Annotated in this window: 10 protein-coding genes; 8 read left to right on the top strand and 2 right to left on the bottom strand. The window is 71.8% G+C overall.

What is annotated here, in order from left to right:
* Positions 1-4: 4 nt before the first annotated feature.
* The 7 genes from mtrA to secA all read left to right on the top strand — a co-directional run bounded on the left by mtrA (position 5) and on the right by secA (position 10,223).
* Positions 5-682 carry an MtrAB system response regulator MtrA gene (mtrA, locus tag FY030_RS04140; RefSeq protein WP_158060405.1) on the top strand — a complete coding sequence of 226 codons (678 nt, stop codon included), beginning with the start codon at positions 5-7 and terminating at the stop codon, positions 680-682.
* Positions 651-2,657 carry an MtrAB system histidine kinase MtrB gene (gene mtrB / locus FY030_RS04145; RefSeq protein WP_158060406.1) on the top strand — a complete coding sequence of 669 codons (2,007 nt, stop codon included), beginning with the start codon at positions 651-653 and terminating at the stop codon, positions 2,655-2,657. The genes mtrA and mtrB overlap by 32 nt, the downstream gene beginning before the upstream one ends.
* Positions 2,654-4,486 carry an LpqB family beta-propeller domain-containing protein gene (locus tag FY030_RS04150; protein ID WP_158060407.1) on the top strand — a complete coding sequence of 611 codons (1,833 nt, stop codon included), beginning with the start codon at positions 2,654-2,656 and terminating at the stop codon, positions 4,484-4,486. Before mtrB ends, FY030_RS04150 begins: the two co-directional genes overlap by 4 nt.
* Before the next feature lie 51 nt (positions 4,487-4,537).
* Positions 4,538-5,260, top strand: coding sequence for a ComF family protein (locus tag FY030_RS04155; RefSeq protein WP_158060408.1), 723 nt, complete (start codon positions 4,538-4,540; stop codon positions 5,258-5,260).
* Between the two features lie 120 nt (positions 5,261-5,380).
* On the top strand, positions 5,381-6,061 hold the full coding sequence (gene hpf, locus FY030_RS04160) for a ribosome hibernation-promoting factor, HPF/YfiA family (protein ID WP_158060409.1): 681 nt from the start codon (positions 5,381-5,383) through the stop codon (positions 6,059-6,061).
* A gap of 128 nt (positions 6,062-6,189) precedes the next feature.
* On the top strand, positions 6,190-7,422 hold the full coding sequence (locus FY030_RS04165) for a winged helix-turn-helix domain-containing protein (RefSeq protein ID WP_158060410.1): 1,233 nt from the start codon (positions 6,190-6,192) through the stop codon (positions 7,420-7,422).
* A 59-nt stretch (positions 7,423-7,481) separates the two neighbouring features.
* Entirely contained in the window at positions 7,482-10,223 is a 2,742-nt protein-coding gene (gene secA, locus FY030_RS04170; protein ID WP_158060411.1) for a preprotein translocase subunit SecA, read from the top strand.
* A gap of 94 nt (positions 10,224-10,317) precedes the next feature.
* Here the strand turns inward: secA and FY030_RS04175 are convergent, their stop codons facing one another.
* Together FY030_RS04175 and FY030_RS04180 are read right to left on the bottom strand one after the other, a co-directional pair.
* A complete protein-coding gene (locus FY030_RS04175) occupies positions 10,318-10,848 on the bottom strand; it encodes an Rv3235 family protein (protein ID WP_158060412.1) in 531 nt (176 codons plus the stop codon).
* Positions 10,845-11,702 (bottom strand): LysM peptidoglycan-binding domain-containing protein, encoded by an 858-nt coding sequence (locus FY030_RS04180; protein ID WP_158060413.1) that lies wholly within the window; start codon positions 11,700-11,702, stop codon positions 10,845-10,847. Before FY030_RS04180 ends, FY030_RS04175 begins: the two co-directional genes overlap by 4 nt.
* A 163-nt stretch (positions 11,703-11,865) precedes the next feature.
* Between FY030_RS04180 and FY030_RS04185 the strand changes: the two genes are divergently transcribed.
* Positions 11,866-12,426 (top strand): hypothetical protein, encoded by a 561-nt coding sequence (locus FY030_RS04185; protein WP_158060414.1) that lies wholly within the window; start codon positions 11,866-11,868, stop codon positions 12,424-12,426.
* The last annotated feature ends 33 nt before the right edge of the window (positions 12,427-12,459 follow it).

Below are 12,459 nucleotides of genomic sequence, written 5' to 3' on the forward strand. Positions count from 1 at the left end.
AGCCATGAGCGCACGTGTGCTCGTCGTGGACGACGACCAGGCCCTGGCCGAGATGCTGGGGATCGTGCTGCGCAAAGAGGGCTACGAGGTCGCCACGTGCGGGGACGGGGCCCGGGCGCTGCCGATGATCCGTCAGTTCCGGCCCGACCTCGTGCTGCTCGACGTGATGCTGCCCTCGATGGACGGGGTGGAGGTATGCCGTCTGCTGCGCGCTGAGTCGGGGGTCCCGGTCGTCATGCTCACCGCTCGCACCGACACCAAGGACGTGGTGGCTGGGCTCGAGGCCGGCGCCGACGACTACGTGGTCAAGCCGTTCAAACCGCAGGAGCTGCTCGCGCGGGTCCGGGCCCGGCTCCGGCGCGACCACTCCCAGGACGAGCACAAGTTGCAGGTGGGCGATGTCGTCATCGACGTGGCCGGTCACCAGGTGACCCGGGACGGCGAGCAGATCCCGCTGACCCCCCTGGAGTTCGACCTCCTGGTGGCGCTGGCCAGCAAGCCGAGCCAGGTCTTCGACCGGGAGTCGCTGCTGGAGCAGGTGTGGGGCTATCGGCACGCGGGCGACACCCGGTTGGTCAACGTGCACGTCCAACGGCTGCGCAGCAAGATCGAGAAGGACCCGGAGAATCCCCAGATCGTGGTGACCGTGCGTGGCGTCGGATACAAGGCCGGACATTCCTGAGGCAGAGCCGCGCAGGCGGTGGCGTGGCCCGCGCTGGTGGCTGGCCTCGCTGGGTGCGCGCGTCATCACCACCACCGTCCTCATCGGGCTGGTGCTGGCCGGCCTGCTGGGGTCGGTGCTGTATCAGCAGATCGCGGTCGGGCTGGTCCAGCAGGGCACCGATTCCGCCCAGCGCGACGCCGCCCAGCAGGTTGCCCTCTTTCAGGACGCTTTCGACTCCACCGACCGGCGGGACGACTCGGGCCTGCGGTACGCGGCCGGGGAGCAGGTCTCTGCGATGGCCGGGGCGGGACCGGACGGTCGGCGGGTCCTGCTGCTGCCATCCCTGAGCAACGACGGGGGCGCGATCGTGGAGGGCATCGCCCTGGGCGTCACGGCCTCGGACATCCCGGAGGCCTTGCAGCTGGCCGTCGACCAGGACCCCGAGAACCAACAGGTCGTCATCGTCCCGGCGACCCTGACCGGCGAGGAGGAGGCGGTGACGGCGGTGGTGGTCGGCTCGCGGGTCACGCTGCTGCGTGCCGGCACCTATGACCTGATCCTGATCTATCCCCTGCATCAGGAGCAAGAGACCCTCGATCTGGTCCGCCAGCTGTTCCTGGCCGCCGGCGCCGGGCTGGTGCTGCTCGTGGCCGGGCTGGCGACGATCGCGACGCGGATGGTGACCCGGCCGGTAGCCGAGGTGGCCAAGGTCTCGCGCGAGCTGGCTCAGGGCCACCTCGACGAGCGGCTCCCGGTCCACGGCACCGACGAGATCGCCCAGCTGGCCACCTCCTTCAACACCATGGCCGACTCGATCCAGCACCAGATCCGCGAGCTGCGCTCGCTGTCCCAGCTGCAGCAACGCTTCGTCTCCGACGTCTCCCACGAGCTGCGCACCCCGCTGACCACCATGCGGATGGCCGGTGCCGTGCTGCACGCCTCCAAAGAGGACTTCCCGCTGCCCGTGGCGCGCTCGGCCGAGCTCCTGGACCAGGAGCTGGACCGCTTCGAGGAGCTGCTCACCGAGCTGCTGGAGATCAGCCGGTTCGACGCCGGGGCCGTCACCGTCGAGCGGCATCAGGAGGACATCGTCCCGCTGGTGCGCTCGGCCGTGTCCAGCATGGAGCAGCTGGCGCAGACGCACGGCTCGACCATCGTGCTGGTGGTCCCCGAGCAGCCGGTTCTGGTCAGCATGGACGGCCGGCGCATCTCCCGGGTGCTGCGCAACCTGCTCTCCAACGCGCTGGAGCATGCCGAGGGCGGCCCGGTCGAGGTCACCGTGGCAGCAACCGAGCACGTGGTGTCCTGCTCGGTGCGCGACCACGGCATCGGGCTGACGGCTGAGCAGCAGGCGCGGGTCTTCGACCGGTTCTGGCGCGCCGACCTGGCGCGCACCCGCACGACTGGTGGGACCGGGCTGGGCCTAGCGATCGCGAAGGAGGACGCGCGGGTGCACGGTGGCTGGCTGCAGGTCGGCAGCGTGCCTGGGCACGGTGCCTGCTTCCGGTTGCTGCTGCCCCGCCACGAGGCCTTCGTCATCGCCGACCGGCCGCCCCCGGTGCCGCTGGTCACTCACGACCAGCCGGCCCAGACCTGGGGCGACGCCGAGCTGGAGACTCTGCCCTCGACGAACGAGCCGAAGCCAGCGGTAGCCCTGGTCGCCGCCGACGGGCCGGGAACCACGGGGGACCTGCCGGCTACCGCCGTGTCCGGGCCGCCGCCCTCTGCTTGCGCCACCCCCGCCACGGACCTGGACCACCGACCCCTGGCCACCGGCCCGGACCACGCCTCTACGGCCGCGCGGCCGGACGGGTCGCAGGGTGAGACGGTGCGGGTGCGACCGACTCCGGAGCCGTGGGACGTGGCGGCCCGGGGGAGCCTGCACGGCGAGGCCTCCGCCGTGCCGCCCGTCGTCTCCCAGGCCGGAGACCTGCCCGACAACGAGGTGCCGCCGGTCGTGCTTGCGCTGGCGACCCGACAGGGGGATGCATGAGACTCAGCCACCAGGGGCGGCACCATGGCCCACGACGAGCCCCACGACGAGCCCGGAGCCTCGCGGGGGCCGCCATCGTTGCGCTGCTCCTGGCCGCCTGCTCCGGGCAGCTGCCCACGACGCCGGAGCCCCGGGCCGGCCTGCCGGTCCAGGTGCAGGCCCAGCCGGAGATCCAGCGGCTGCTGAACTCGCCCCAGCCGGACGCCTCGGCGGCGGACATCGTCCGGGGCTTCCTGCGGGCCAATGTGGGCTTTGCCGACGAGGAGGACGTCGTCCGGCGGTTCCTGGTCGAAGGTCTGGCCAGCGAGTGGGTGCCGACCAGCAACGTCCTGGTCTACGACGGCACGCCGGTCGTCACCGTCAGCGACACCGGCCGCGAGGCGCAGGTGAGCATTGAGGTGGTGGCTCGCATCGACGCGCAGGGTCGGCTGACCGAGCAGGAGGTTGGCACCGTCACCCAGTCCTTTGAGCTGACCCGGATACAGGGCCAGTGGCGGATCAGCGCCTTCCCGGACGACTTCGGAGTCTGGCTCACCTACCCCGACCTCACCGCCGCTTTCCGGGCCACCAGCCTGTACCACCTCAGCACCCAGGGGCAGTACTTCGTCCCGGAGGTCCGCTGGCTGGCCCGGGGCGAGGGACTGCCCACGGCGGTGACCCGGGCAGCCCTGGCCCCGGTGCCGGAGCACCTGGCGGGCGCGGTGCGCACGGGTGACAGCGAGAACGTCCGGCTCGCGGCCCCGTCGGTCACGGTGGACCCGGAGACCCGGCTGGCCACGGTGCCCCTGGAGGGTTCCGGGCCGGTCGACGGCGGCGACGCCTCCGAGGCGCTGGTGAGTCAGATCAGCCAGGCGCTGCTGGCGCTGGGCGGGATCAGTGCGGTCGACGTGCAGGCGGCGGGGCGGTCGCTGGGCGTGCGCGGGCACGAGGGGCCGATCACCAGCACTGGCCAGCTGCCTTACGTCGAGGCGGAGCGCAGCGTCAACATCGCGCTGCTCCGAATCGGCGAGCAGTTCTTCCCGGTCGACCCGACCGACGCCCGCCTGCCCAATCTGACCGAGGAGGCTGCCAACCTCCGGCTGCCCCGGTTAGGGCTTTCCTGGGGTGGGGTCGCCGTGACCGCGGACCTGCAGGACTTCGCCGCGGTGTCCAACGACCGCACCTCGGTGTGGCGGTGGCAGCAGCGGGAGTCTGAGGGGGAGTCCAGCACCAACGCCGGCATCGGCAACCAGCTGACCGTCCCCGCCGTCGACCCCCAGGGGGCCTTCCTGGTCGCCGGGGTCCACCGCAGCACCGGGGCTCCCCGGGTGTGGGCGCTGGACCGGGACGACGTGCACTCGTTGGCCGAGCCGCTGGACGTGCCCTGGCTGCGGGATCGGGACCGGGTGCGCTCGCTGTCGGTCTCCCCGGACGGCACGCGGGTGGCGATGGTCATGGGTGAGGCCACACGGGAGCGCGGCCGCCTCATGATCGCCGGGATTCTGCGGGATCAGGAGGGCAAACCTCGAGGGTTGACCCGGGCTGTGCCGGCGGCCGGATCCCTGGTCGACGTCAGCTCGGCCCGGTGGGCCTCCCCGCGCGCGCTCTACCTCGTCGGACAGCGCCAGGAGGACACCGCCCTCCGAGGCTTCTCGCTGCCCCTGGGCGATTTCCTGCAACCCTTGGGTGCGGTGGACGGGGTGGACTTCGTCGAGGTGGTGCCGGTGCCCCGGGTCGAGGGCCCGCGTCCGGTCGTGCGCAGCGCCGACGGCCGGTTCTACACCGAGGAGGGCACCCGGGGCTGGTTCAACGCTCGCAACGGGGATGAGCTGGTGGTCCCGGGCAGCTGAGCCTGTGGACGACCGAGACCAGGTCGGGCCGGACCCTGCCAGGCTGACGAGATGCCGTGGCGCCCCGACCTGCTCGCGCTCGTCGAGCTGGCCGCTCCCAGCTCCTGTGCCGGGTGCGGGGCAGCAGGCACTCGGTGGTGTCCCGACTGCGCGGTCGTCCTCAGCGCCAGCGCCCCGCGGCCCTGGCGGCCCACGCCCTGCCCACGGGGGTTCCCCCCGACCTGGACGGGTCTGGCCTACGCAGGCCAGGTGCGTGCTGCCGTCGTCGCCTGGAAAGAGCAGGACCGGGTAGAGCTGAACCCGGTCCTGGCGACGGTTCTGCGGGGAGTCCTCGCCGAGGCCCTCGCCGGGTCGCCACCGCATACCGCCGCTGTCCTGCAGCACACCCCGGTCGCCCTGGTGCCTGCCCCCTCGGCGCCCAGCAGCATCCGCACCCGCGGGCGGCGACCCGTGCCCGAGTTGGCTGCGGCGGCTGGTCGGGCGGACCTGCTGGTCGACGCGCTGCGGCTGACCCGCAGGGTGCAGGACCAGGCCGGGCTGTCGGCGCAGCAGCGCGCGGCCAACCTGCAGCGTGCTGTCACCGTGCGTCCCCGCGTGCGTGCGGCGCTTCGCGAGGTGCCGTGCGTGGTGGTCGACGACGTGGTCACCACTGGGGCCACGCTGGCCGAGTGCACGCGGGCGCTGCTGGCCGCGGGGGCCGGTCCGGTGGTGGCCGTCACGGTCGCCGCGACGGCCCGTCGGCCTGCCCAGGCACGTCCGCAGCGGGCGGACTAGTGTAGGCGCATGGAGCCCTTCGCGAGTCAAACGAAGGGGGTGATGCAGGCCCTACGCAAGTGCCGCAGCCATGACGCGGCGGCAGCATGACCAGCACACACCCCATTGATGGAGGACCCGATGGAACTCACCGTGACCGGTCGCAAGAAGGACATCTCTGAGCGGTTCCGCCGCCACCTCGAGGACAAGCTGTCCAAGATCCCACAGCTCACGCCGCGGGTGCGGCGCACCGAGGTCGTCCTGACGCGCGAGAACAACCCTCGCCTGGCCAAGGAGGCCGAGCGCTGCGAGATCACCTGCTACGTGCACCGCACCGTGGTGCGCGCGGAGGCCGCAGCCGACGAGGAGTACGCCGCGCTCGACCTGACGATGAGCAAGCTCACCGAGCGGCTGCGCCGCCTGAGCGACAAGCGGCGGGTCAGCCACACCGGCAAGCACCGCCTGCCCTCGGTCGCCGAGGCCACCTTCGGCCTGCCCACCGAGCCGCTGGCTCCGCAGGACTCCGACCAGCAGGGCGAGGAGACCCGCACTGCCGAGGAGGCGGTGGACGAGGCGCTGCAGACCCAGGGGAACAGCCCCATCGAGATCCGCGAGAAGGTGCACTCCTCAGGTCCGATGACCCTCGGCGAGGCGCTGTCCCAGATGGAGCTGGTGGGCCACGAGTTCTTCCTCTACCACGACGCCGACACCGACCAACCCAGCGTGGTCTACCGTCGTCGAGGCTGGTCCTACGGCGTGCTGCGCCTCCAGCACGAGGACGTCCCTGAGGCCGGGGACGACGACGAGGCCGTCGCCTCCTGACCGTCCCGTCACCAGCGCGTGACACAGGCAAGGGCGCCCCTGCCGACAGGCGGGGCGCCCGCCCTGTGTGCGCGGGTGCACACGATCGGCCGGCTCGGTTGTCGGTCGCCCGTGGCACAGTGACCACCATGACGTCCTCGAGCCCCCGGCCGCGCACCGTGCGGACCATCCCGGTCGAGCAGGCGCGCCGGATCGCATTGGCCGCGCAGGGCTTTGGGCGGCCCCGCCCCGCCAGCCCGGGCACCAGAGCGCTCGGTCGGGTCGTGGACCAGCTGCAGGTGGTGCAGATCGACAGCGTCAACGTGCTCACCCGTGCCCAGTACCTGCCGTTCTTCTCCCGGCTCGGGCCCTACGACACCGCGCTGCTGGACCGGATGCGCGACGGCCGCGGTCCCCGGTCGCGGGGCGGTCGAAGCCTGGTCGAGTACTGGGCGCACGAGGCCTCCCTGATCCCACCCTCCACTTGGCCCTACCTTGGCTTTCGGATGCTGCAGGCCCGGTCCGGTGACGGGGACCTCAGCCTGCGTCAGGCGCACCCCGGGCTGCCGGAAGCCGTCGTCGAGGTGGTGCGTGGGCACGGGCCGCTCACCGCCCGCGAGGTCGAGGCCCACCTGCCGCACGGGGCTGGCAAGGGCCGTGAGCACTGGGGCTGGAACTGGTCGGCGGTCAAGCGGTGCCTGGAGCACCTGTTCCGGGCCGGGCAGCTCACCTCGGCGGGGCGCTCGTCCCAGTTCGAGCGACGGTATGCCGTGCCCGATCAGGTGCTGCCGCCGGAGGTGCTGGCCCGGGCACCCGGCTCACCGGAGGCCCCCGAGCGGCTGGAGTCGGTGACCCACCTGCTGCGGCTGGCGGTCCGGGCCCACGGCATCGGCACCCAGCGCGACCTGGCCGACTACTTCCGGGTGCGCGGGCCGGTCGTCGACCAGGCGCTGGAGCGACTGGTCAGCTCCGGAGAGGTCGAGCCGGTGAGCGTCCCGGGGTGGCGGCGCACGGCATACCTGGACCCAGCGGCACGTCGTCCCCGCGCGGTGCCAGGCTCGGCGCTGCTCAGCCCGTTCGACTCATTGGTCTGGCAGCGGGACCGGGTGGAGGACCTGTGGGGCTTTCGCTACCGGATCGAGATCTACGTGCCGGCGCCCCTGCGGGAGCACGGCTACTACGTGCTGCCCTTCCTGCACGACGAACGACTCGTCGGTCGGGTGGACCTCAAGGCCGACCGGGCCGCAGGCGTGCTGCGGGTGCAGTCCCTGCACTGGGAGGTCGGCGCGGACGTGACCCGGGCGGGCCCAGCCCTGGTTGCCGAGCTGGAGGCGATGGCCGGGTGGCTGGGTCTGGGAAGGGTGGACCTGCCGGCCCCCTGAGCCCGCCGCTCCGGCACCCGTGCTAGGGAACCTCCAGCCGGGACGGTTAGCCTAGGTGCGTGCCGAACCTCTTCGAGAAGATCCTGCGCGCCGGTGAGAAGTCCGCGCTGCGCAAGCTGCAGACCGTCGCCCGCCAGGTCAACGCCCTGGAGGAGGACTTCGAGGGTCTCACCGATGCCGAGCTGCGGGGGGAGACCGACAAGTTCCGGGCCCGCCTGGCCGACGGTCAGACCCTGGAGCAGCTGCTGCCCGAGGCGTTCGCCGCGGTGCGTGAGGCCAGCAAGCGCACGATCGGCAAGCGGCACTTCGACGTCCAGCTCATGGGTGGGGCCGCCCTGCACCAGGGCAACGTCGCCGAGATGCGCACCGGTGAGGGCAAGACCCTGGTCGCCACCCTGCCCTCCTACCTCAACGCCCTCACCGGCAAGGGCGTGCACGTCATCACCACCAACGACTACCTGGCGCAGTATCAGTCCGAGCTCATGGGCCGCGTGCACCGGGCGCTGGGTCTGGAGACCGGCGTCATCCTGTCCTCGATGACGCCGGCGCAGCGGCGCGAGCAGTACCACATGGACATCACCTACGGCACCAACAACGAGTTCGGTTTCGACTACCTGCGCGACAACATGGCCTGGTCGCTGAAGGACCTGGTCCAGCGCGAGCATCACTTCGCGATCGTCGACGAGGTGGACTCCATCCTCATCGACGAGGCCCGCACGCCGCTGATCATCTCCGGCCCCGCGGACCAGGCAACCAAGTGGTACAACGAGTTCGCCAAGATCGTGCGCCGCCTGGAGCGGGGCACCGCGGCCGACCCGATGCGGGGCATCGAGGCCTCTGGGGACTACGAGGTCGACGAGAAGAAGCGGACCGTCGGCGTGCTGGAGCAGGGCATCGAGAAGGTCGAGGACTACCTCGGCATCGACAACCTGTACGAGTCGGCCAACACCCCGCTCATCGGCTACCTCAACAACGCAATCAAGGCCAAGGAGCTGTACAACCGCGACAAGGACTACGTGGTGATGGACGGTCAGGTGATGATCGTCGACGAGCACACCGGCCGCATCCTGCCCGGTCGCCGCTACAACGAGGGCATGCACCAGGCGATCGAGGCCAAGGAGGGGGTGGAGATCAAGAACGAGAACCAGACCCTGGCGACCGTCACCCTCCAGAACTACTTCCGGATGTACGACAAGCTCGCCGGGATGACCGGTACCGCCCAGACCGAGGCCGCCGAGCTGCACCAGATCTACAAGGTCGGTGTGCTGTCCATCCCCACGAACCGGCCGATGGTCCGCAAAGACCTGCCGGACCTGGTGTACCGGACCGAGGAGGCTAAGTTCTCGGCGGTCGTCGACGACATCGTCGAACGCCACCGGGCCGGTCAGCCGATGCTGGTCGGCACCACCTCGGTGGCCAAGTCGGAGTACCTGTCCGAGCAGCTGCGGCGTCGAGGCGTCAAGCACGAGGTCCTCAACGCCAAGCACCATGAGCGGGAGGCCGCGATCGTGGCCGAGGCGGGTCGCAAGGGCGCCGTGACCGTCTCCACCAACATGGCCGGCCGAGGCACCGACATCATGCTGGGCGGCAACCCGGAGTTCCGAGCGATCGCGGCCATGCACGCCAAGGGCCTGGACCCCCAGGAGACGCCGGAGGAGTACGAGGCGGCCTGGGAGAGCACGCTGGCCCAGGCGGAGGCATCGGTCGCCGCCGAGCACGACGAGGTGACCGCGCTGGGCGGGCTCTACGTGCTGGGCACAGAGCGGCACGAGTCGCGCCGCATCGACAACCAGCTGCGGGGCCGCGCCGGACGTCAGGGCGACCCGGGCGCGTCCCGGTTCTACCTCAGCCTTCAGGACGACCTGATGCGGATGTTCAACGCCGCGATGGTCGACCGGGTGATGTCGACCACGGGGCTGAGCGACGAGATCCCGATCGAGTCCAAGATCGTCTCGCGCTCGATCGCCAGCGCGCAGGCGCAGGTCGAGGCACAACACTTCGAGACCCGCAAGAACGTGCTCAAGTACGACGACGTGCTCAACCGCCAGCGCGAGGTGATCTACGCCGAGCGTCGCCGGGTGCTGGAGGGCGAGGACCTGCACGAGCAGGTGCGGCACTTCATCAACGACGTGGTGACCGACTACGTCACGGTGGCCGGCGGGATGGGGCTGGCGGACGGGATCGATCTGGAGGCCCTGTGGGCCGAGCTGGGCAAGATCTACCCGGTCGGCATCACCGTCGAGGACGTGGTGGAACAGGCCGGCAGCCGGGCCGGGGTCACTACCGAGCAGCTCGTCGAGCAGCTGACCAGCGACGCCCAGCATGCCTACGACCAGCGTGCGGCCGAGATCGGCGAGGAGCTGATGCGTGACGTCGAACGGCGGATCGTGCTGCAGGTGCTGGACCGCAAGTGGCGCGAGCACCTCTACGAGATGGACTACCTCAAGGAGGGCATCGGGCTGCGGGCGATGGCCCAGCGTGAGCCGCTCGTGGAGTACCAGCGCGAGGGTTTCCAGCTCTTCCAGGCCGTGATGGAGGCGATCAAGGAGGAGTCGGTCCAGTTCCTCTTCCAGGCCGAGGTGAAGAAGACCGAGGACGCGGCCCCAGCCAAGCCGGCCGAGCAGCAGCTGACCTTCGTCGCCCCGGGCGAGCGTGGTGAGGCCGAGGCCCGGCCCGTCCGGGCCGACGGCAGCCTGCCCGCCGAGGAGCAGGGCCGGACCCCGGCGGTGAGCGGCGCCGGAGCAGGTGGCCAGGCCAACAACCGCGCCGACCGGCGCAAGGCCGCCCGCCGCGCCCGCTGACCCAGCTCGTCTCATGGGCCGGACGCTTCGGAGGCGCCCGGCCCGGGGCGAGGAGTGATCGTCGCGGCGTCGGGTCTCTTCGGCGGCGCGTTGATCAGCCAAGCTCGAGCGCGGTGATCAGCCAGCGTCCGTCGACCCCGCTCATCCGCAGGGCCAGCGCCCGCACACGGCCGGAGCAGCGGACGACCGCCGAGACCTCGCAGACCCCGTCCGCAGGGTGGCAGAGGAGCAGTGCGCGGATGAGCGGTGCCTGGTGGGGGCGGCGGGCCCGGCGCCGGGCGAGCACCCCACGCCGGGCCACGCGCTCGCGCACGTCCGGGGCCAGCCACCGCGAGAGCTGCTCTGGTGAGCGGGTGCCCTCACAGACCTCCAGGATGGCCTGGATGAGCTTGCGGGCCCACGCCTGGGCAGGCGGCAGGTCGGCGGTGCCGGTCGCCTGCGGGCCGAAGAAACTGTCGTAGGCCTCCTGCCGGAAGTCCACCGCTAGCGAGCCCTGCACGTAACGGCCGGTCGGCTCCTGTCCTGTCCGACCACCCGCGCCGTGCCAGTCGGGGCCCACGGACGGGGGCTCTGCGGTCGGGGCCGGTGCCAGCCGGACGACTGGCAGACGGGGCTCCCCGGTCATCGCCGGGCCTCCTCATCGGCGGGGTCTGTCTGTGCGGCTGGCGCGTCGGGGCCGGGGATCCGCAGCTCCTGGCCCGGCAGGATGCGGTCCGGGTCTGGGCCGATGACCTCGCGGTTGGCCGCATACCATCGAGGCCATTCCTCGGCGATGTCCTGCACGGTGGCCTGCTGGCCAAGATGACGGGCGGTCAGGGACCACAGCGTGTCGCCGGCCCGCACGACCACGTGCTCGGTCGGCGCCTCCCGCGGTGCCGCGCTGACCAGGCCGATGGTGGCGGTCGGCTTGACCGAGGCTGACGCTGGCGTGGGTGTCCAGCCGGGCAAGGGCACCGGCGAGCCGTCCGGCAAGCGGGGTTGCTCCCGCGCAGGCTCCGGGTCAGGTGTGGTGACCGAGCTGGCGATCGGGTCCTGGGACGCGCCGTTCCACGAGGGCTCCGGAGGCCCGGCCGGTGCGGCGTGGGCCGGGACGGCGGTGAGGGCCAGGAGGATGACGCTGACCCGGCGCACCGTCCCGAAGGTCGTCGGGAGCGCCGTGGACGGCCAGCGCCTGCGGCTGGACATCGCTGCCCCACCGTGCCCGACCCCACCGTGCCCGACCCCACCGTGCCCGACAGCGGTGCCGCGGAGCAGCTCGAGAACGGCGAGCGTCAGCACCACGCTGACCCAGCACATCAGCAGCGTGGCGCCGGCGAGGGTCACGGTCAGCAAGGCCGTCTCGATGCCGGTCGGACCGCCGCCCGGCCAGGTCTGGACGACCTGTCGGCCCAGCATCGGGACGCTGGCCAGTGTGAAAGCGCCGAGCAGGGCACCGAGCCCGGCCGCGCGCTGCGGCCGCGCGGTCCTGTGATCGCCCATGGTGGTGTCTCCTCATCCACACCCGGAGGTGCGAAAGCGTTCGTTTGTGTGTGATTGCGTGTATATGCGGCAGATTACGACCGGCCGGGTGGCCGGTCAAGAGGTCGCGCCCAGCCTGTGGACGACGGCCCATGCCTCACCTGATCGGTGGCAGCATGAGGGCATGCGCTGGCACCAGCTCTTCGAGGACCTCGGCGCCCAGCTGGCGGCTCTTGAGCTGCAGGAGCGCGCGGCCGAGGTGGCCGAGCACGTCCGGGCGGAGCGGGGGCAGATCGAGCTCGTCCACAGGCTCGCAGCGGACCCCGCCGCCCCGGTGCGGCTGCGGGTCCGCGGGGTCGGCTGGATCGACGTCGACCTCACCGACGTGGGGCGGGACTGGATCTTGGCGCAGGGGGCCGGCTCGGGCCGGACCGGGCGCGAGCTGCTGGTCCCGTTGCCCGCAGTCTGTGCCGTGGAGGGCCTGGCCACCCGGGCCGACCCTCGGGAGCAGGTGGCCAGCCGACGGTTCGGCCTGCGTTCCGCCCTGCGTGCCGTCAGCCGGGACCGCGCGCGAGTTCGGATCCACGACGTCGACGGGGACCACCTGACCGGCACGATCGACGCCGTGATGGCCGACCATCTGGACCTGGCCCGGCACGCCGACGACGAACCGAGACGGGCCAGCGCCGTCCGTGGCAGGGTCAGCCTGGCCTACGCCACCCTCGCCCTGGTGCGTCGGCTGTGAGGCAGCCGCTGGGCAGGCTGGCCCACCGGGAGG

The organism is Ornithinimicrobium pratense (assembly GCF_008843165.1).
GTDB classification, from domain to species: Bacteria; Actinomycetota; Actinomycetes; order Actinomycetales; family Dermatophilaceae; genus Ornithinicoccus; species Ornithinicoccus pratensis.

What these genes read in the sequence shown, in the direction of transcription:
- mtrA (WP_158060405.1), top strand. Translation starts at nt 5, where the DNA reads ATGAGCGCACGTGTGCTCGTCGTGGACGACGACCAGGCCCTGGCCGAG.
- FY030_RS04180 (WP_158060413.1), bottom strand. Translation starts at nt 11,702, where the DNA reads ATGGGCGATCACAGGACCGCGCGGCCGCAGCGCGCGGCCGGGCTCGGT.
- FY030_RS04150 (WP_158060407.1), top strand. Translation starts at nt 2,654, where the DNA reads ATGAGACTCAGCCACCAGGGGCGGCACCATGGCCCACGACGAGCCCCA.
- FY030_RS04185 (WP_158060414.1), top strand. Translation starts at nt 11,866, where the DNA reads ATGCGCTGGCACCAGCTCTTCGAGGACCTCGGCGCCCAGCTGGCGGCT.
- hpf (WP_158060409.1), top strand. Translation starts at nt 5,381, where the DNA reads ATGGAACTCACCGTGACCGGTCGCAAGAAGGACATCTCTGAGCGGTTC.
- FY030_RS04165 (WP_158060410.1), top strand. Translation starts at nt 6,190, where the DNA reads ATGACGTCCTCGAGCCCCCGGCCGCGCACCGTGCGGACCATCCCGGTC.
- FY030_RS04175 (WP_158060412.1), bottom strand. Translation starts at nt 10,848, where the DNA reads ATGACCGGGGAGCCCCGTCTGCCAGTCGTCCGGCTGGCACCGGCCCCG.
- FY030_RS04155 (WP_158060408.1), top strand. Translation starts at nt 4,538, where the DNA reads ATGCCGTGGCGCCCCGACCTGCTCGCGCTCGTCGAGCTGGCCGCTCCC.